Annotated in this window: 19 protein-coding genes; 7 read left to right on the top strand and 12 right to left on the bottom strand. The window is 67.3% G+C overall.

Annotated elements, in window-relative coordinates; translation table 11 throughout:
- Positions 1-149 precede the first annotated feature (149 nt).
- Positions 150-1358: an MFS transporter gene (locus tag J2S73_RS01300; protein WP_306883615.1), complete on the top strand. Its 1209-nt coding sequence runs from the start codon at positions 150-152 to the stop codon at positions 1356-1358.
- A gap of 112 nt (positions 1359-1470) precedes the next feature.
- On the opposite strand, the gene J2S73_RS01305 is transcribed toward J2S73_RS01300, so the two are convergent.
- From J2S73_RS01305 to J2S73_RS01345, 9 genes are all read right to left on the bottom strand, one after another.
- On the bottom strand, positions 1471-2250 hold the full coding sequence (locus J2S73_RS01305; protein WP_306883616.1) for a dienelactone hydrolase family protein: 780 nt from the start codon (positions 2248-2250) through the stop codon (positions 1471-1473).
- A 168-nt stretch (positions 2251-2418) separates the two neighbouring features.
- A complete protein-coding gene (locus J2S73_RS01310; RefSeq protein WP_306883617.1) occupies positions 2419-3903 on the bottom strand; it encodes a M48 family metalloprotease in 1485 nt (494 codons plus the stop codon).
- Positions 3904-3908: 5 nt separating this feature from the next.
- On the bottom strand, positions 3909-4541 hold the full coding sequence (locus J2S73_RS01315; RefSeq protein WP_306883618.1) for a thermonuclease family protein: 633 nt from the start codon (positions 4539-4541) through the stop codon (positions 3909-3911).
- A gap of 163 nt (positions 4542-4704) precedes the next feature.
- The gene (locus J2S73_RS01320; protein ID WP_306883619.1) at positions 4705-5583 is read right to left on the bottom strand and encodes a 3-hydroxybutyryl-CoA dehydrogenase; all 879 of its coding nucleotides are present in this window, start codon (positions 5581-5583) and stop codon (positions 4705-4707) included.
- A gap of 134 nt (positions 5584-5717) precedes the next feature.
- Positions 5718-6656 carry an electron transfer flavoprotein subunit alpha/FixB family protein gene (locus J2S73_RS01325; protein ID WP_306883620.1) on the bottom strand — a complete coding sequence of 313 codons (939 nt, stop codon included), beginning with the start codon at positions 6654-6656 and terminating at the stop codon, positions 5718-5720.
- A 172-nt stretch (positions 6657-6828) separates the two neighbouring features.
- Positions 6829-7578: an electron transfer flavoprotein subunit beta/FixA family protein gene (locus J2S73_RS01330; RefSeq protein WP_306883621.1), complete on the bottom strand. Its 750-nt coding sequence runs from the start codon at positions 7576-7578 to the stop codon at positions 6829-6831.
- 185 nt (positions 7579-7763) lie between these two features.
- The gene (locus tag J2S73_RS01335; RefSeq protein WP_306883622.1) at positions 7764-8330 is read right to left on the bottom strand and encodes a cob(I)yrinic acid a,c-diamide adenosyltransferase; all 567 of its coding nucleotides are present in this window, start codon (positions 8328-8330) and stop codon (positions 7764-7766) included.
- 55 nt (positions 8331-8385) lie between these two features.
- Positions 8386-8577, bottom strand: coding sequence for a twin transmembrane helix small protein (locus tag J2S73_RS01340; RefSeq protein ID WP_306883623.1), 192 nt, complete (start codon positions 8575-8577; stop codon positions 8386-8388).
- A 67-nt stretch (positions 8578-8644) separates the two neighbouring features.
- The gene (locus J2S73_RS01345) at positions 8645-9874 is read right to left on the bottom strand and encodes a ubiquinone biosynthesis hydroxylase (RefSeq protein ID WP_306883624.1); all 1230 of its coding nucleotides are present in this window, start codon (positions 9872-9874) and stop codon (positions 8645-8647) included.
- 143 nt (positions 9875-10017) lie between these two features.
- On the opposite strand from J2S73_RS01345, the gene tesB reads away from it, so the two are divergent.
- The 3 genes from tesB (at position 10018) to amt (ending at position 12906) form a co-directional block, all read left to right on the top strand.
- On the top strand, positions 10018-10887 hold the full coding sequence (gene tesB / locus J2S73_RS01350) for an acyl-CoA thioesterase II (RefSeq protein ID WP_306883625.1): 870 nt from the start codon (positions 10018-10020) through the stop codon (positions 10885-10887).
- Positions 10888-11179: 292 nt separating this feature from the next.
- Positions 11180-11518: a P-II family nitrogen regulator gene (locus J2S73_RS01355; RefSeq protein WP_306883626.1), complete on the top strand. Its 339-nt coding sequence runs from the start codon at positions 11180-11182 to the stop codon at positions 11516-11518.
- 47 nt (positions 11519-11565) lie between these two features.
- On the top strand, positions 11566-12906 hold the full coding sequence (gene amt / locus J2S73_RS01360) for an ammonium transporter AmtB (RefSeq protein WP_306883627.1): 1341 nt from the start codon (positions 11566-11568) through the stop codon (positions 12904-12906).
- A gap of 233 nt (positions 12907-13139) precedes the next feature.
- Here the strand turns inward: amt and J2S73_RS01365 are convergent, their stop codons facing one another.
- Positions 13140-13943: a response regulator gene (locus J2S73_RS01365; RefSeq protein ID WP_306883628.1), complete on the bottom strand. Its 804-nt coding sequence runs from the start codon at positions 13941-13943 to the stop codon at positions 13140-13142.
- A gap of 247 nt (positions 13944-14190) precedes the next feature.
- Here J2S73_RS01365 and J2S73_RS01370 point away from each other — a divergent pair, with 247 nt between their 5' ends.
- On the top strand, positions 14191-14391 hold the full coding sequence (locus tag J2S73_RS01370; protein ID WP_306883629.1) for a NepR family anti-sigma factor: 201 nt from the start codon (positions 14191-14193) through the stop codon (positions 14389-14391).
- Positions 14391-14948 (top strand): sigma-70 family RNA polymerase sigma factor, encoded by a 558-nt coding sequence (locus J2S73_RS01375; protein WP_306883630.1) that lies wholly within the window; start codon positions 14391-14393, stop codon positions 14946-14948. Before J2S73_RS01370 ends, J2S73_RS01375 begins: the two co-directional genes overlap by 1 nt.
- 71 nt (positions 14949-15019) lie before the next feature.
- On the opposite strand, the gene J2S73_RS01380 is transcribed toward J2S73_RS01375, so the two are convergent.
- Complete coding sequence (locus J2S73_RS01380) at positions 15020-15484, bottom strand: acyl-CoA thioesterase (RefSeq protein WP_370874372.1); 465 nt, start codon at positions 15482-15484, stop codon at positions 15020-15022.
- Positions 15485-15606: 122 nt separating this feature from the next.
- Here J2S73_RS01380 and J2S73_RS01385 point away from each other — a divergent pair, with 122 nt between their 5' ends.
- Positions 15607-16359: a DUF4336 domain-containing protein gene (locus tag J2S73_RS01385; protein WP_306883631.1), complete on the top strand. Its 753-nt coding sequence runs from the start codon at positions 15607-15609 to the stop codon at positions 16357-16359.
- A gap of 1 nt (position 16360) precedes the next feature.
- Here J2S73_RS01385 and J2S73_RS01390 read toward each other — a convergent pair whose 3' ends face one another.
- Positions 16361-18067, bottom strand: coding sequence for a SulP family inorganic anion transporter (locus tag J2S73_RS01390; RefSeq protein WP_306883632.1), 1707 nt, complete (start codon positions 18065-18067; stop codon positions 16361-16363).
- Positions 18068-18158: the final 91 nt, after the last annotated feature.

Here is an 18158-nt window from a genome sequence, read left to right on the forward strand (position 1 = left end):
GGGACGTTCCTGAGCGGCTTCGCCGGCGCCAAGGGGCCGGCGGCCTGCTCGCTGTCACAAAATTGCCTTGCCGTTCGGACCGCTCCGGCCCGAACGGTAACCTTCCCTATGCGTTGGCCGCCCAGTCTCTGAACTGAAAAGGCCAGCGCTTGACACCCACGACCCGCCTAGCTCTTGCAGGATTTGCCGCAACCGCCATCGCCTTCGGCCCGGCGCGGATGGGGTTCGGCCTGTTCTTGCCGGAGTTCCGCGCCGAGTTCGATCTGTCCAGCACCATCGCCGGGCTGATCGCGAGTGCCGGGTTCGCGGCCTTTCTGGCAGCCCTCCCGTTCGCCGCCCTTCTGGTCTCGCGGACCGGTCCGCGGCTGCCGGTGGTGTCCGGCGCCATCCTGGCCACGGCCGGTTTCCTGGCGGTCGCGCTCGCACCCAACGCGATGGTTCTGACCATCGGCGTCGCGCTGGCGGGATCCAGCGCCGGCTTGTGCTGGGCACCGTTCAACGACGCGACCGAACGGGTCGCCACCGAAGACGCCCGCAGCAGCATCCTGTCCATCATCGCGACGGGCACGAGCCTCGGTGTGGCCGCGGCGGCGCTGCTCGCGCTTGCCGTGACCTACGACCATCTCCCCTGGACGGCGGCCTGGGTGGTCTTTGCGCTGGCGGCATCTTTCACGGCGATCGCGGCGGTCCTCTCGGTTCCGGCCGGCGTTGAGCGCCGTGCAGCCCGCAGGACCCGTCTGCAGGCCATCAGCGAGCTTTTGTGCTGGCCGGCCGTGCCGCTCTATGCCGCCGCCCTGTGCTTCGGGGCGACCAATGCGATCTATCTGTCCTTCGCCGCCGACCGGATCGTCACTGCCGGCGGCCTCCCCGGGCTGCCGGAAACGTCCGCCGCGCCCGTGATCTTCCTCGGCTACGGCCTGTTCGGCCTGTTGGGGCTTGCGACGGGCCGGGTCGAGGCGGCGATCGGGCTCGGCTGGCTGCTGCGGGCGATCTTTTCGGCCGCCGCGCTGTCGATGGTGCTGGTCGCGCTGGCGCCCACGCTCTGGCCGGCCGTGATCGCCTCATCGGGTTTGCACGGGGCGGCGCTGATGGCGGTGAGCGCGGTATTCTCGTTCTGGAGCCTGAGACTGTTTCCCGGCCGCGGCACGCGCGGCTTCACCGCCGCGCTCGTCGCCCTGGCCATCGGCAGCGTCGTCGGTCCGGCCGTGAGCGGTGTTCTGGCCGACCAGATCGGCTCCCGGGCCATGTTCCTGACGGCCGCCGTGCCGGCGCTTCTGACCGCGCTCTGGCCGCTGGCGTGGCCCGAAACGCGCGCAGGATCGGGGACCGGGCAACTGGCAGCCGCTTCGTCGGCGTGAGGCCGGCGTCCAAGTCTCGCGAGGCAAAAAAGGCTGCGGCATCCGGTGCCGCAGCCTTGGCGTTCACGTCGCGGTGGTGCGCGGCCGCCGGTGAGGCGAGCCCGAGCCTCTTCTAGTCGACCTGCTCGTCGATGAAGCTCAGGAGCGCCTGCCAGGACTTCAGGTCGGCGTTGGCGTCATAGCGCGAGCCTTCGCCCTTCGCGGACCACTCGGTGAAGGAATGGCGGGCGCCCGAGTAGATCTGCATCTCGAAATCGACGTTGTCGGCGTTCATCGCCTCCGCCAGCGCGGCGACCTGCGCCATCGGGGCCACCGGATCCTCCGAGCCGTGCAGGATCAGGATCGGCGCCTCGACCTCGGAATAGTCCTGGCCGTCCGGGGTGCCGAGACCGCCGTGGAAGCTGACGAAGCCGTCGACGTCGGCACCGGCGCGCGCGAATTCCAGAGCGGCCGCGCCGCCGAAGCAGTAGCCGATGACGATGACGTCGTCCTCCACGCCGTCCATCTGGAGTGCGGCTTCCAGTCCGCCGGCCAGGCGCGCGCGGAGCGCGTCGCGATCCTGGTAGAGCTTGCCGGATTCCGCCCGCTTGTCCTCCGTGGTGGTCGGGCGCACGCCCTGCCCGTAAACGTCGACGGCGAACGCGGCGACGCCATACTCGGCGAGCATTTCCGCCCGGCGCTTCTCGTAGTCGGTCAGGCCGTCCCAGTCGTGCACGATCAGCACGACCGGCTGGTCGCCCTGGATGCCGTCGTTGATCGCGAAGTAGCCCTCGTAGGTCGTCCCGTCGACATCATAGGTGACGGTCTGCGTCACGATGTCGGCTGCTGCCGGTCCGCCGAACGCGGCAAGCGCCAGCGCCGCCGTGGCGGTGGTGAAAAGCGTACCCCTCATACTGTCGACCTCCTGGTGAACCCATCGGTGTTTCGGCGTCTCGGTGGAGAACGCGTCCGGCACGCTCATGGTGCCGCGCGTCCGCGCGCCGCCGCGGGGAAGGATAGGGCGGCGGGACGAAATGGCACGCAGGTTTTCGGTGACAGACCGCGACGGTCGGACGGGTCGCTATTCGGAGATGATCTTGACCAGCTGGCCGGGAACGATCGGATTGTCGGCGTCGATCCCGTTCAGGACCTCGAACATGCGGGTGCGCTCGCTGTCGGCGACGCCCTGCATGCGGGCGGCGAGACTTGAGACGGTATCCGACGGCTGCACGGTCGCGATGCGGATGCGAAGCGGCTCGAGCTGGTCGCGCTCCGCGCGCGTCAGCCGCGAGAAGGACGCGAAGGTCTTTTCGAAGCTGCTGTCGAACCGGCCGGACGGCCGCGACGTGGCGAAGATGAACCGGTAGATCCGCGATCCGGCCTGGACCACGCCGATGCGGAACGACCAGCCGTCGGCGATGGCCGACGCTGTCGCCGCGTTCATGCCGTTGACGGTCTCCTCGCGGACGCTCTCCTCGATCAGGCCCTTCACCCAGCCGGAGCGGAGATAGTCGGTCAGCGACATGCCTTCGGGCAGCGCCAGCCCGTCGAAGCGCAGGGCCGTGCGGTCGCCGTCGGTCGCGAGTACCGCTTCCGGCGTGTTCTTCAGGACGTAGCCGGGGGGCACGGTGAAGCCGATCCCGAGGGAGGCGTGCAGATACTGCCGGCCGCGGATATAGCCCTCGCTCGGGTCGTCGCCGTAGAGCATCCCGTCCAGGCTTCTGAGATAGGCGTCGCGCTCCTGTTCGCCGATGCCGGGCGCGCCGTACTGGCGGGCCGCCCGCCGGGCGAGATCGATCCGCGACGGCGTGGTCGGGTGCGAGGACAGGAAGTCCAGCCCCTTGCTGCCGGCCGACACGCTCTGCAGGTCGGCATAGCGGCTCATGGAGTTCAGGAACCGCGTCGCCGCGAACGGATCGAAGCCGGCCGCCGCCAGGGTCCGCACGCCCACCTCGTCGGCTTCCAGCTCCTGGTCCTGGCTGAACCGGGCGAGCGACAGCTGGGTCGTCTGGCGCGCCTGCTCGGCTGCTTCGGTGGCCATGTTGGAGACGACCCGGTTCGCCACCGCGATGGCCTGGGCGCGCCGCTGACGGGCGACGGCGTGCTGCGCCGTCACATGGGCCATTTCATGGGCGATGACGGCGGCCACTTCGGAGCGGTCGCTGGCCAGCGCGAGAAGGCCGCGGGTGATGTAGAGATGGCCGGTCGGCAGCGCGAAGGCATTGATCGCCGGCGAATTCAGGATGGTGATGCGATAGGAGCGGCTCGGATCGTCGGAAGCCGCCACGAGACGCCCGACCACCCGGGCCACGCTGCGCTCGACGCTGGGATCGGAATAGACGCCGCCATAGGCGTCGATCAGGCGCTGATGCTCACGGGTCTCGCCGCTGGCCGCCTCCATCGGCTCGGGCGGCACGATGGAGGCCACCGGCGAGCTGGAGGTGATGATGGGATCGCCGGCAGGCGTCAGAACGCACGCGCCGAGCCCGAGAAGCAGGCCGCACGCGGCCATCGCCCGCGCCAGCGGACGTGCCGAAATTGCCTCGAAGATCCCCTTCAGTCCCATTTCACTCAGTCGCGATCGTCGATGCGTTCGATCTGCGCGGGGTGCCATGCGCGGATCAAGGCGCCGTTCCATTCTTCCAGGAGGCCCCGGACTCTCACTTTCCGGCCGGCCAGTTCTTCCGGAACAGGAGCGCCGGCCCCCCACGATCCTGCATCCCGTACGGGGATCATGACGGTGAAATCCAACGCCCAGTTCCGGCCGAAGTTCAAATAGTGATTCGTCGTCGTGTTTCCCACCGACAGCACGCGGCCTTCGATCAGGCCCAGAGTGCCGGCGTGGGTCGCAAGTTTAGGTTCGGCTGCTTGACGAATTCTCAAGACCGAGCCCCAAAGCCCGCGAGACGCCGCGCGTGCCTCGCCCTCGATGCGCAAAAGTTCAGGTAGACAAGGCGTTTCTATGGCATCGGGCAGAACCGCGCCCTGACCGGCGGCCACAATCTCTGCGGACAGGGACCGGTCGCCGGACCGGGACGGGAAGATCTGCGCCAGCGCGTGGCCGTAGCGGTCGTGCCCGTAGATCTCGTAGCCGACCGTCTGCCCGATCAGATCCGAGAGACGGGCGGCAAGGGCTGCCTCCGCCGCCGGCGGCACGAAGATCCCACCGGGAACGAGGGTGAGACCGGAGGCCGTCACGAGCACCGGGCCCGGTGCGATTTCGGTAACCCGGTCCGTCTGCGCCGAGACGCCCCGGCATTCCGGCGCTGCTTTCAGGTCGGCGTTCGGCAGCAGGACGCCCGCAAGAAGGCAGGCAAGCACCAGGATGCCGCCGGGCCTTCGCGCCCGTGCGGACCTGTCGATCCGGTCAGCGGGTCGGGACGGGGGTCTCACCGCGATAGTCGTAGAAGCCGCGGCCGGCCTTCCGGCCGAGCCAGCCCGCCTCGACATATTTCACCAGGAGCGGGCAGGGACGGTACTTGGAATCGGCGAGTCCCTCATACAGCACCTGCATGATCGACAGACAGGTGTCGAGGCCGATGAAGTCGGCGAGCTGCAGCGGGCCCATCTTGTGGTTGGCGCCGAGCCGCATGGCGGTGTCGATCGCTTCCACCGAGCCGACGCCCTCATAGAGCGTGTAGATCGCCTCGTTGATCATCGGCAGCAGGATGCGGTTGACCATGAAGGCCGGGAAATCCTCGGCGACCGCGGCGGTCTTGCCGATCTTGGCGACGAACCGCTTGGCCTCGTCGAAGGTCTCGTCCTCGGTCGCGATGCCGCGGACGAGCTCGACCAGCTCCATGATCGGAACCGGATTCATGAAGTGAACGCCGATGAAGCGCTCCGGCCGGTCGGTGCTTGCCGCCAGCCGGGTGATGGAGATCGAGGAGGTGTTGGTCGCCAGCATCGCTTCCGGCTTCAGGAGCGGACAGACCTGCGCGAAGATCTTGCGCTTGACCTGCTCGTTCTCCGTCGCCGATTCGATGATCAGGTCGACGTCGCCGAGGGTGTCGAGGTGCTCGGCCGGACCGATGCGCTCCAGGGCGCCCTTGCGCTCCTCTTCCGAGATCCGTCCGGAGGAGACCTGACGCGCCATGTTGCCGTTGATGGACGCCATGCCGGACTGAACCCGGTCCATCGAGACGTCGTTCAGAAGGACCTCATAGCCCGCCAGGGCGCACACATGGGCGATTCCGTTGCCCATCTGACCGGCGCCGATTACGCCAACTTTCTTGATTTCGACCATGCCGTCCTCGACCGATACTCGAGCCAATTGCCACCGCGGCGCGACTTTGGGTCAATCACGGCCTCGGCACAAGGCGCCGGGGCCGCGGGTTCGAACTTTGGTCGCCGGCTGTGGCCGTTCAGGCGCAGGCTGAGCTACTTCTGGATCTGTTTTTCGAGTTCCGGGAGGACCTCGAAGAGATCCGCCACGAGGCCATAGTCGGCGACCTGGAAGATGGGAGCGTCCTCGTCCTTGTTGATGGCGACGATGACGCGGGAATCCTTCATGCCGGCCAGATGCTGGATCGCGCCGGAGATGCCGCAGGCGATGTAGAGGTCCGGCGCCACAACCTTGCCGGTCTGTCCGACCTGCAGATCGTTCGGCGCGTAGCCCGCGTCGACGGCGGCGCGCGAGGCGCCGATCGCGGCACCCAGCTTCTCCGCCACCGGCGTGATCACTTCCTCGAACTTCTCCGCCGAGCCGAGCGCGCGGCCGCCGGAGATGATGATCTTCGCCGACGTCAGCTCCGGCCGGTCGGATTCCGACAGGCTCTCGCCGACGAAGCTGGACACGCCCGGGTCCTCGGCGGCCGAGACCTGTTCCACCGGGGCTTCCGATCCGCCGGCACCCGTCGCCTGGAACGAGGCGGTGCGGATCGTCATCACCTTCTTGGCGTCGGTCGACTTCACCGTCTGGACCGCGTTGCCGGCGTAGATCGGCCGCTTGAACGTGTCTGGCGCCTCCACTGACATGACCTCGGAGATCTGCATGACGTCGAGCAGCGCCGCCACGCGGGGCATGACGTTCTTGCCCGAGGTGGTCGCCGGCGCGGCGATGGCGTCATAGCCGTCGGCCAACGAAACGATCAGCGCGGCCATCGGCTCCGCCAGCGGCGCGGCGAGCGCGTCGGCCTCGGCGTGCAGCACCTTGGTCACCCCTTCGAGCGCGGCGGCCTCGCCGGCCACGGCGGCGCAGTCCTTGCCGGCCACCAGCACATGGACGTCACCGCCCAGCGCGTTGGCCGCGGTCAGCGCCTTCGCCGTCTGCTCGCTGAGGGTCTGGTTGTCGTGGACCGCAATGAGAAGCGTGGTCATCGTCTGTCGTCTCTTTCTGGTCGGCAGCGCCGGTCAGCGCGCCTGTGCATGGAGATCGGAAGCAGGGTCGGCCTCAGTCGGAGCCGCGAGCAACGCGAGCCGGCGTGAGCGGAACAGTCTCGTCTACGCAATCCCGGACGGAAAACCGGTTCCCACTTTATGCCGGGGTTGCTTAAAGCACCCCCGCCTCGTTCTTCAGCTTCGACACCAGCTCGGCCACGTCGGCGACCTTCACGCCCGCCTGGCGCGCCGGCGGCTCCTCTGTCTTCAGGACCTCCAGCCGCGGCGACGGATCCACCCCGAAGTCCTCGACGGTCTTCTCGTCGATCGGCTTCTTCTTCGCCTTCATGATGTTCGGCAGCGACGCATAGCGCGGCTCGTTGAGGCGAAGATCCGTCGTCACGATCGCCGGCATCTTCACCTTGATCGTCTGCAGGCCGCCGTCGATCTCGCGGGTGACCTCGGCCTCCTCGCCGCTGATGGCCAGCTTGGAGGCGAACGTCGCCTGGGCCCAGCCCAGAAGCGCCGACAGCATCTGGCCGGTCTGGTTCGCGTCGTCGTCGATCGCCTGCTTGCCGAGAATGACGAGGCCCGGCTCCTCGGCCTCGACCACGCCCTTCAGCACCTTGGCCACCGCCAGCGGTTCCAGAACCGCGTCGGTCTTCACCAGGATGCCGCGGTCCGCGCCCATGGCCAGCGCGGTGCGCAGCGTCTCCTGGGCCTGCTGTGGGCCGATCGACACCGCCACGATCTCGGTGGCCGTCCCCGCTTCCTTCAGCCGGATCGCCTCTTCAACGGCGATCTCGTCGAACGGGTTCATCGACATCTTGACGTTTGCCAGGTCCACGCCGGACCCGTCCGGCTTGACCCGGACCTTCACGTTGTAGTCGACCACCCGCTTGACGGGCACGAGGATCTTCATTGCGCAAACTCCTGCGGTCCCAGACCTGGCACCGGGGCCGTGTCGACAGCGCCTGGAGGGCGTCGTCCGACTTCGCGAGGCCACCGATGCCGGGAAGTTTCGGGACCGTACTTGCGGGCGAAAATGGTGTCAACGCGGAAGCCGAAGCCGCCTCCGCGACCGGTTGCCGGCATGGTCTGACGGGGTTAACGCGTCTTTCCCGGAGCCCACAGGACGTCCAGCTGGCCGCCGTCGTTGGCTGCTCGGGACGCGACGAAGAAGAAGTCGGACAGCCGGTTGAGATAGGTCAGCGCCTCGGCGGTGATCGGCTCGCGACCGGCAAGCTCCACGGTGAGCCGCTCGGCGCGCCGCGCGACCGTGCGGCAGTGATGGAGATGTGCCGCCAGGGCCGTGCCGCCGGGCAGCACGAAGGAGCGCAGCGGCTCCAGGTCCGCGTTCAGCCGGTCGATTTCCGTTTCCAGCCGCTCGATCTGGCTGGCCACGATCCGGAGCGCCTTGTCCTCGTGGGGGCCGCCGGGGGGCGTGGCCAGGTCGGCGCCCAGATCGAACAGCTCGTTCTGGATGCGGGCCAGCATTCCATCGAACTCGCCTTCTCCAGTGTGCAGCCGGGCCAGGCCGAGCGCGGCATTCAGCTCGTCGACGGTTCCGTAGGTTTCCACCCGGAGATCGGCCTTCGACCGGCGCTCGCCTGTCGACAGCGCTGTGGTCCCGTCGTCGCCGGTGCGCGTGTAGATCTTGTTGAGGACAACCATGTCGTTCTCCGTCGCCGTGTTCGGGAGGGCTGCGGATCGCGTTCGCGATCGGCCGTCAGCCGCGCATGAAATAGATGGCCAGCATGATGATGATGATGGCGATGAACTGAAGGATCACGCGCCATCGCATCAGGCGCTGGGAGCGGTTGGGGTTGCCGCCGCGGATGAGATTGATCAGGCCCAGCACCAGCACGATCGCGACCAGGATGATCGCGACGGGCACGAGATTGTAGAAAAACGCTTCCATTCAGCCACCTGGGATTGTCGGCGGCCGGCCGCCGCGACGGTGTTCTTGGTACGGAGGGCCCGACGCCTCAGATCGCTTCCCCGCGCAAGAGCTTCGGGCTGGAGGCGGCGAGGCCGGCGGCCTCGCGGATGAAGACGCGCTTGAGGCCGGGCAGGCGGTCGACCAGCCCAAGCCCGACGGTCCGCGCCAGACGCACCGGCGCAACGTCGTTGGAGAACAGCCTGTTGAGGAGATCGGTCGTCGCCGCCATTTCCAGCGTGTCGAACCGGCGCCAGCTCTGATAGCGCTCCAGAACGTCGAGGGAGCCGATGTCGAGGCCGATCCGGCGCGCCTCCACCACGGTCTCCGCCAGCGCGGCGGCGTCGCGGAAGCCCATGTTGAGACCCTGGCCGGCGATCGGATGGATCGCGTGGGCGGCGTCGCCGGCAAGCGCGAAGCGCGGCGCCACCAGATCGCGCGCGATCTGCACCGACAGCGGGTAGGCCGAGCGGGATCCGGCCAGCCGGATCTCGCCCCAGTCCGGGCCGAACCGGCGAGCCAGCTCGATCTCGAAGGAGAAGTCGTCGAGGCCGACGAGGCGGTTGGCTTCGGCGGTACGCTCGGTCCACACGATCGACGAGCGGTTGCCCTTCAGCGGCAGGACGGCGAAGGGGCCGGCGGGCAGGAAATGCTCGATGGCGCAGCCCTGATGGGGCAGTTCGTGGCTGACCGTGGTGACGATGCCGCTCTGGTCGTAGGCGTGGCCGACGGTGCGGATGCCGGCGAGCCCGCGCAGGCGCGATGTCTTGCCGTCGCAGGCGATCAGCAGCGCGGCGGACAGCCGGGTGCCGGAGGCCAGCCGTAGCTCGCTGCCCGCATCGCCGGTTTCGAAGATCCGCACGCTGTCGGGGGTGAACGTGCGGATGCCGGCATCGAGGGCGTGGCGGGCGATGGCCGGAAACAGAACGTCGTTGGGGATCATGTGAGCGTAGGGCTCGCCCGGCTCCACGTCACCCAGAAAGCGGAGAAACACCGGCCGGACCGCGTCGCGCAGCCGGCTGTCGGTGATGATCATCTCGTCGATCGACTGGGCGTCGGCGGCGACGTCCGGCCAGACCCCGAGCCGCACCAGCATACGCCGGGCCGCGGCCGCGATTGCCGAGGCCCGGTCGTCGCCCCTGGTTGCGTCGACCGGTTTCGGGTCGATCACCGCGACGCTCAGCCGGGGATCGGCGCGTTTCAGCGCGAGCGCAAGGGTCATCCCGACCGAACCCGCTCCGGCGATGGCAACGTCGACGTGATCCGAAACCGTGCTCATCTCGTCTGCCTTCGTGTTCCCGTGTCCCGCCGGCCGGCGCCTGGCCTCGAGCCATCCGCGGCCGCCAACTTGACAGCCGATCTCCCCGGCGGACAAGTGCGCTTGTCTGACGCAATCAGATCCACCACCGAAAGTCCGGACCCATGAGCGCTGTCGACGACCTCCTTGCTATCTTGGATCTTGAACCGCTGGAACAAGATCTTTTCCGTGGGCGGAGTCCTCAGGTGGGCTGGCAGCGGGTTTTCGGCGGTCAGGTCATCGGCCAGTCGCTAGTGGCGGCGACGCGCACGGTGGAGGGGCGCGGCGTGCATTCGCTGCACGGGTACTTCATGCGGCCCGGCGATCCGGAGGTCCCGATCCTCTATCAGGTGGAACGCATCCGCGACGGGCGCAGCTTCACCACCCGCCGGGTCGTCGCGATCCAGCACGGCAAGGCGATCTTCTCCATGTCGGCGTCCTTTCAGGTCGACGAGGACGGGCTCGATCATCAGATCGACCTGCCCGAAGGCCTGCCCATGCCGGAGGACCTGCCGAGCGAGCAGGAGTTCAAGGAGCGGGTGATCGACGGCGCGCCGGAGAACGTGCGTCGCTACTGGCAGCGGGAGCGGCCCATCGAGCGCCGGCCCGTGGACCTGCGCCACTATCTCACCCGGGAGAAGCTCGATCCCTACCAGTATGTCTGGGTGCGGACGACCGGCCCGCTTCCACCGGACCGCGAAAGTCATGCCTGCGTGCTGGCCTACGCCTCCGACCTGACGCTTCTCGACACGTCGCTATTTCCGCATGGAACCTCGGTCTTCGACAAGACCATCCAGACTGCGAGCCTGGATCATGCGATGTGGTTCCATCGCCCGTTCAAGGCGGATGAGTGGCTCCTCTATGCCCAGGACAGCCCGTGGACCGGCGGGGCGCGGGGCTTCAGCCGCGGCCTCATCTACACGCGGGAGGGCGTTCTCGTCGCCTCGGTCGCCCAGGAAGGGCTGATCCGCCCGATCGATCCGGCGAAGGCCTGATCGTTTTTGAGGCAATGCCTTCTGGTAGCCGAAATTGCCCCGGGTCTCGCCGAAAAATCGCACATAAAATAGGCATATTGTGCAATGGCGCGCCATTCGTGCGTCTGTCCGCCTGAGTTTCGCCGTTTTTTCGACCCCGTGCGGCCTGTCCCGGACCGATTGGCACGGGGTTTGATTCTCTTTTCGGCTGTCGCGCCCAAACCGCCCGCCGGCGGGCGTGTCGGTTGGCCGGCTCATCGGGCCGGTCACAGTCGCCGCGTTGGTGTGAAGAGAAGGGAAAACGGGAACACGCATGAAAATCGTGATGGCCATAATCAAGCCGTTCAAGCTCGACGAGGTGCGCGATGCCCTCACGGGTATCGGCGTCCAGGGGCTGACCGTTACCGAGGTCAAGGGCTACGGCCGCCAGAAGGGGCACACCGAAATCTATCGGGGAACGGAATACGCCGTGAGCTTCCTGCCGAAGCTCAAGATCGAGGTGGCCGTTGGCTCCGAAACGGTGGACCGGGTGGTCGAGGCGATCGCCGCGGCTGCCAAGACCGGGCAGATCGGTGACGGAAAGATCTTCACCTACTCCATTGATCAGGTGGTGCGCATTCGCACCGGCGAAACAGACGCGGAAGCGCTGTGAGGCCTGGCGTCGAGGATTCGAACAGGAGTCTGAACAAGAGAATGCCGATGAAAAAGCTCACCACCCTCCTCACCGGAGCTTCGGCCGCCGGGCTCGGCCTGGCGCTGACGACCCATGGGGCGTTCGCCCAGGACGTCGCCGCCGAAGCAGCCGAAGCGGCCGCCGCTCCGGGCGTGCCGTTCATCTTCAATACGACGCTGTTCCTGATGGCGGGCTTCCTGGTCATGTTCATGGCCGCGGGCTTCGCCATGCTGGAGGCCGGCCTCGTGCGCGGCAAGAACGTGTCGATGCAGTGCCTGAAGAACATCGGGCTCTACTCGACGGCCGGCATCATGTTCTGGCTGCTCGGCTACAACCTGATGTATGACGGCGTCGACGGCGGATATCTCGGCAGCTTCAGCTGGTTCTCCGTGCCGGATCCGGCGTCGGATACCGGCGACTACGCTGCCGCCTCCGACTGGTACTTCCAGATGGTGTTCTGCGCGGCCACCGCGTCGATCGTGTCCGGCACCGTTGCCGAGCGCGTGAAGCTCTGGCCGTTCATGATCTTCGTCGTGTTCCTGACCGGTGTGTTCTATCCGATCACCGGCTCCTGGGGCTGGGGCGGCGGCTGGCTGTCCGAGATGGGCTTCTCCGACTTCGCCGGCTCCACCATCGTGCACTCGGTCGGCGGCTGGGCCGCTCTTGCCGGCGCGATCGTGATCGGCCCGCGTCTGGGCAAGTTCGGTCCGAACGGTGAAGCGCACGCCCTGCCGGGCTCGTCGATCCCGCTGGCCACCCTGGGCACCTTCATTCTGTGGCTCGGCTGGTTCGGCTTCAACGGCGGCTCGCAGCTCGCCCTCGGCTCGCCGGAAGACGCCTCGTCGGTGGCCCGCATCTTCGTCAACACCAACACGGCCGCCGCCGCCGGCGTGGTCGTGGTGATGATCCTGACGCAGATCTTCTACCGCAAGGTCGACGTGACCATGGCGCTCAACGGCGCGCTGGCCGGTCTCGTCTCCATCACCGCCGAGCCGCTCGCTCCGTCGCTGCTGCTCGCCGCCATCATCGGCGGTATCGGTGGCGCCATCGTCGTGGTCGTCGTGCCGCTTCTGGACAAGATCCGCATCGACGACGTGGTCGGCGCGATCCCGGTCCATCTGGTCGCCGGCATCTGGGGCACGCTGGCCGTGGTCCTGTCCAACGGCGATGCCAGCCTCGGCACCCAGGTCATCGGCATCGTGGCCTACGGCGCGTTCACCTTCGTGGCGAGCCTGATCCTCTGGTTCATCCTGAAGGCGATCATGGGCCTGCGGCCGACGCCGGAAGACGAGGAGCTGGGTCTCGATCGCACCGAGGTGGGCGTCGAAGCCTATCCGGAGTTCGGGATCGGCAGCCAGCGGATGTAACCATCCTCCCAAGGCGACCCCTGTCGGTCGTCACTGGCCCGGGAGCCTCTCGCTCCCGGGCTTTTTTGTGCCGGGATCCATCCCATCCCGGTCTCCGCAGGGAGACGTGCATCCGCGCTGCCGGGCGCGGTGCCGTGGCCATCGGGCCGGCGGTGGGCTCAGGACGCAGAAAAGGCCGCTCCGGGGCGGTCCCGAAGCGGCCTTGTCGCCGGCGCAGAAGCTGGGTTGAGCGGTCAGCCGGCCGCCGCCACCGACGAATGGCTTTTCCCGGCGCGGGTGTCGAAGAACAGGGCCTGACTGATCACCGCCTTCACCACCTCCGGCTCGAACGGCTTGGTGACCAGGAAGGCCGGCTCGGGCCGCTCACCGGTCAGCAGGCGCTCCGGATAGGCGGTGATGAAGATCACCGGAACATCGAGCTCCTGCAGGAGTTCGTTCACCGCATCCAGACCCGAGCTGCCGTCGGCGAGCTGGATGTCGGCGAGGATCATCCCGGGCTTGGTGGCGCGCGCGAGTTCGGACGCCTCGGAATGGGTGCGCGCGATGCCGGCGACGTCGTGGCCGAGGCCCTCCACCAGGACCTCGATGTCCATGGCGATGAGCGGCTCGTCCTCGATGATCATCACCGTGGTGGAGACCTGGTTGGCGATCTCGCGGCCGGCCTCGTCCAGAAGCGCCGAAACGGCCGCCTCGTCCGTCTTCAGGATAGTCGCCGCCTGGGCGGTGCTGAACCCCTCGACGGTGGTGAGCAGGAATGCCTGCCGCGCCTTCGGCGTCATCGCCTCGAGATTGCGCTCGTGAGGCAGGTCGCCGGGATCGACCCGGCTGTTGAGATCGATGGAGTCCCAGATGCTCAGAAGAACCCGATAGGTCGCGACCCGCGCCTCCAACGATTCATCGAAGAGGCTCGGATCCTCGATGATGGCTTCGAGACACGCCGCAACATACGCGTCGCCGCCAGTCTGGCTTCCGGTCAGCGCGCGCGCGAAACGCCGCAGATACGGAAGATGCGGCGCAATTGCCATGGCAATCGACATACGGAAGAAACCCCCTAGTGTTGCCAGCCGTCGGCCGGTCAGATCGACGCTGTTAACGTATCGGGCAACGGGTTGGTTCCATAGGCCGCCCGGAAAAAATCGGGGAAATTAAAAAATTTTAATCGAATCGGTGCGGGAAGGCGGAACCAAGCCGGCATCGGGGCGTTGTTTCTCGCCACGTGCAGTCAGGTCAAACTCAGGTTGAAACGTGTTGAAGCAGAACGAGGACGAAAAGGGAGTGCCCCCCGTGTCGGGTGACAAGGCAAAAGAAGCCGCTGGGCCGGGCCTCGATTCCCAGCTTCAGGCCCAGATCGGGCGGAAGCTGAAGGGGATGTACGATTCCTATCTCAACGAGCCGATGCCCGACCATCTCGTCTCGTTGCTGGAGAAGCTCGATGCCAAATCGCGTTCGGTCTCGGCGGACGACGGCGGGAAGGGCAACGAGTAATGAACCCGCGCAAAGAACTCCTGGAGCACATTCCGAACCTGCGGGCGTTCGCTTTGTCCCTGACAGGCAATGCCGATCAGGCGGATGATCTCGTTCAGGAAGCGCTGATGAAGGCGTGGACCTCGCTGGACCGGTTCCAGCCGGGCACCAACATGCGCGCCTGGCTGTTCACCATCCTGCGCAACGCGTTCTATTCGGAGTTCCGGAAGAAGCGCCGCGAGGTCGAGGACGCGGACGGCGCCATGGCGGCGAAGCTGTCGAGCCATCCCGAACAGCTCGGCCATATGGATTTCGACGATTTCCGGCGGGTGCTGGACGAGTTGCCGTCCGATCAGCGCGAGGCGTTGATCCTGATCGGCGCGTCGGGCTTTTCCTACGAAGAGGCGGCGGAGATCTGCGGGTGCGCGGTCGGCACCGTGAAGAGCCGCGTGAACCGGGCGCGAACCCGGCTGGCCGATCTTCTGTCGGTCGAATCGACCTCCGAATACGGTCCCGACTCGATTGCCGGGCCGATCGTCAGCGGTACGCCGCCGACAAAGGGCCGTTCGGTCGCCTGAGCGCGGCCAACGGGCGGCCTTCCTCTCTTTATCTTCTGAACAATTCCGTGCGGGTGCGATCGGCGTCCGGGTCAGGCGACCAGGAGTGTTTCCAGCCGTTGCCGCATGTCCGCGGCAAGCGGCGCGGGGCGGCGCGTTTCCCGGTCGACATAGACGTGGACGAAGAACCCCTCCGCGGCTGCCTCGTCCGCGTCGTTGCGGAACAGGCCCACCTCGTAGCGCACGGACGAGGTGCCGAGCCGCGCGACCCTGATCCCCGCCGTGACGATGTCGGGAAACGCCATTTCGGCGAAGTAGCGGCAGCCGGTCTCCACCACCAGTCCGATCCGGGTGCCCGCACCCAGATCCAGCAGCCCCTCATCGATCAGCCAGCCGTTCACCGCCGTGTCGAACAGCGAATAATGGACCACATTGTTCATGTGGCCGTAGATGTCGTTGTCCATCCAGCGGGTCGTGAGCGTGCGCAGGGCACGGTAGTCTTCGCGGATCGACGGGGACGGACGGGGGGAGGGCGGTGCCGCGTCGGCAGCAGACATCGAGAGGCAATCCTTTGCGGGAACGGAGGGGCCGGGGCGACCTTCCCGGCCGGCTGGACGCACCCCACATTGCCCGATAGAGGGACGAGCCGTCCATCTGCGGGTGAACCGGAATTGCCAAAATGTTTTCTGCAGACCCATATCCGCCGCTCAATGTTCCGAAGCCGCTGGCGGACGACATCTGGATCGTCGACGGACCGGTGGTACGAATGCGCTACGCCCTCGGCTCGACGCTTCCTTTTTCAACACGCATGACCATCGTCCGCCTCTCCGGCGATCGTCTCTGGGTCCATTCGCCCACTGAACTCACCGACGAGCTGACTGCGTCCGTCTCCAAGCTGGGCGAGGTGGCCTTTCTGGTTGCGCCGAACCGGATCCACTGGATGTCGCTGGCCGCCTGGCAGCGCGCCTTTCCCGCCGCCGTCACTCATGCCGCTCCCGGGGTCGAGACCAACGCGAAGGAGGGCGGGTTCCGGATCGACGCGATGCTGGGCGGCAGCGCGCCGGACGGGTGGGCCGGCGAGATCGATCAGGTCGTGGTCCCGGGCGACATTCTCACCGAAGTCGAGTTCTTTCATCGCGGTTCGCGCACGCTGATCCTCACCGATCTCATCGAGAATTTCGAACCCGACCATCTGCACGGCTTCCTCGCGCACACCCTCATGGGGCTGGGCGGCGTGGTCGATCCGCACGGCTCCACCCCGCGCGACCTGCGGTTCGTGTTCAAGCCGAAGGATCAGGTCCGGCGGGCGGCTAAGATGATGGTCGACTGGGCGCCGGAGCGGGTGATCCTCGCCCACGGCCGCTGCTATCTGGAAAACGCGACGGAAGAGCTGAAGCGCGCGCTCGCATGGACCGGGTTCGACCGGACCTGAGTCACACCCGGGCCAGCACCAGGTGGGCCTTGGACCGGGCCTCGGCCACCGAGTGTTCGAACGAGACGTCCGGCGGCTTGATGCCGTGGGTGACCAGGGTGCGCCGGGCGTCGTGGGTGGTGCCCGACAGGAAGACCTTCACCCCGCGCCGCCGGGCCTTTTCGACCATGCCGCCGATGGTGTTGGCGGCGGTGGAATCGATGAAGGGGACCGCGGCGAAGTCGATGATGAGCACCCGGTGGGTGTCGGCGATCCGGTCCAGGATGGCGCCGACCGATGCGGCGGCTCCGAAGAAGAACGCGCCGGAAATCCGGTAGACCACCACGTCCCGGTCGGCACCGGCCTCGTGGTAGGGTTCCCTGTCCCCGTCGGCGCTGTCGGCCCGGTCCTCCGACACGAACGGCCGCTCGGTCTCGATCGCGGTGGTCTTCGACATGCGGTGGATGAACAGCACCGACCCGATGGCGAAGCCCACCACGATGCCCTCGGTCAGGTCGCGGAAGACTGTCAGCAGGAAGGTCGCCAGAAGCACCACCGCGTCGCCGCGCGACGTGCGGATCAGGGTGGCGAAGGCGTGCTTTTCGATCATGTTCCAGGCGACCACCGCGAGCACGCCGGCGAGGCTCGCCAGCGGAATGAAGCTCGCCAGCGGCGCGGCGACCAGGATGAAGATGGCCAGAAAGGCGGCGTGGAGGATGCCCGACACGGGGCCATGGGCGCCGGAGCGGACGTTGGTCGCCGTGCGGGCGATGGTGCCGGTCACGCAGATCCCGCCGAACAGGCCCGACGCCACGTTGGCCACGCCCTGGGCGACCAGCTCGCAGTTGGAGCGGTGGCGGCGGCCGGTCATGCCGTCGGCAACGACGGCCGACAGCAGCGACTCGATCGAGCCCAGAAGCGCGAACGACACTGCGCTCGGCAGCACGGCGACGATCTTGTCCACGGTGATGTCCGGCAGGCTCGGCATGGGCAGCTGGCTCGGAATGCCGCCGAACTTGGAGCCGATGGTCGCCACCGGCAGGCCGGCCGCATAGGTCGCGGCGGTTGCGGCGGCCACGGCGATGAGCAGGCCCGGCCAGTGCGGGCGCAGCCGCTTCAGCGCGACGATGATGACGATGGTGGCGAGCGCCAGCCCGATGGTCGCCGGGTCGGCGGTGGGCGCGGCGGCCCACAGCACCGGCAGCTTGTCCAGAAGCGGCCCGGGCTCGGCGCCCGACAGGCTCAGCCCGAACAGCTCCTTGAGCTGGCTGGCGAAGATGATGACGGCGATCCCCGCCGTAAACCCGACCGTGACCGGATAGGGGATGAACTTGATGTAGGTGCCGAGGCGCAACAGCCCCAGCGCGGCGAGGATCAGGCCGGAGAGGATCGTGGCCAGAAACAGCCCCTCCATGCCGTGGGCGGCGACGGTCGCCGCCACCAGCACGATGAAGGCGCCGGCCGGACCGCCGATCTGGAAGCGGCTGCCGCCGAGCAGCGACACGAAGAAACCGCCGACGATCGCCGTGTAGAGCCCCTGGGCGGGCGTCGCGCCGGAGGCAATGGCGATCGCCATCGACAGCGGCAGCGCGACGATCGCGACGGTCAGTCCCGAAATCGCGTCGGCCTTGAGCTGCGAAAGGCCGTAGCCCTCGCGCAGGACGGTGACGAGCTTCGGGGTGAAGAGCTCGGCGAAGCTCGGGCTGGTCTGGCCGGTGACGGTGGTCATCTCCGGGCATCCTCAAGCAGATCCGGGACACGGGGGAGCCGGGTTTCCGTCCGGATCTGCGGTTCGAAGAAAATTCTGCAGGGCGGCCGCT

Source organism: Amorphus orientalis (assembly GCF_030814015.1).
In the GTDB taxonomy this organism is placed as follows: domain Bacteria; phylum Pseudomonadota; class Alphaproteobacteria; order Rhizobiales; family Amorphaceae; genus Amorphus; species Amorphus orientalis.

Excerpts from the sequence above, each read along its gene's own strand:
- J2S73_RS01305 (WP_306883616.1), bottom strand. The coding sequence starts at position 2,250 with ATGAGGGGTACGCTTTTCACCACCGCCACGGCGGCGCTGGCGCTTGCC.
- J2S73_RS01310 (WP_306883617.1), bottom strand. The coding sequence starts at position 3,903 with ATGGGACTGAAGGGGATCTTCGAGGCAATTTCGGCACGTCCGCTGGCG.
- J2S73_RS01320 (WP_306883619.1), bottom strand. The coding sequence starts at position 5,583 with ATGGTCGAAATCAAGAAAGTTGGCGTAATCGGCGCCGGTCAGATGGGC.
- J2S73_RS01325 (WP_306883620.1), bottom strand. The coding sequence starts at position 6,656 with ATGACCACGCTTCTCATTGCGGTCCACGACAACCAGACCCTCAGCGAG.
- J2S73_RS01330 (WP_306883621.1), bottom strand. The coding sequence starts at position 7,578 with ATGAAGATCCTCGTGCCCGTCAAGCGGGTGGTCGACTACAACGTGAAG.
- J2S73_RS01335 (WP_306883622.1), bottom strand. The coding sequence starts at position 8,330 with ATGGTTGTCCTCAACAAGATCTACACGCGCACCGGCGACGACGGGACC.
- J2S73_RS01340 (WP_306883623.1), bottom strand. The coding sequence starts at position 8,577 with ATGGAAGCGTTTTTCTACAATCTCGTGCCCGTCGCGATCATCCTGGTC.
- J2S73_RS01345 (WP_306883624.1), bottom strand. The coding sequence starts at position 9,874 with ATGAGCACGGTTTCGGATCACGTCGACGTTGCCATCGCCGGAGCGGGT.
- tesB (WP_306883625.1), top strand. The coding sequence starts at position 10,018 with ATGAGCGCTGTCGACGACCTCCTTGCTATCTTGGATCTTGAACCGCTG.
- J2S73_RS01355 (WP_306883626.1), top strand. The coding sequence starts at position 11,180 with ATGAAAATCGTGATGGCCATAATCAAGCCGTTCAAGCTCGACGAGGTG.
- amt (WP_306883627.1), top strand. The coding sequence starts at position 11,566 with ATGAAAAAGCTCACCACCCTCCTCACCGGAGCTTCGGCCGCCGGGCTC.
- J2S73_RS01365 (WP_306883628.1), bottom strand. The coding sequence starts at position 13,943 with ATGTCGATTGCCATGGCAATTGCGCCGCATCTTCCGTATCTGCGGCGT.
- J2S73_RS01375 (WP_306883630.1), top strand. The coding sequence starts at position 14,391 with ATGAACCCGCGCAAAGAACTCCTGGAGCACATTCCGAACCTGCGGGCG.
- J2S73_RS01380 (WP_370874372.1), bottom strand. The coding sequence starts at position 15,484 with ATGTCTGCTGCCGACGCGGCACCGCCCTCCCCCCGTCCGTCCCCGTCG.
- J2S73_RS01385 (WP_306883631.1), top strand. The coding sequence starts at position 15,607 with ATGTTTTCTGCAGACCCATATCCGCCGCTCAATGTTCCGAAGCCGCTG.
- J2S73_RS01390 (WP_306883632.1), bottom strand. The coding sequence starts at position 18,067 with ATGACCACCGTCACCGGCCAGACCAGCCCGAGCTTCGCCGAGCTCTTC.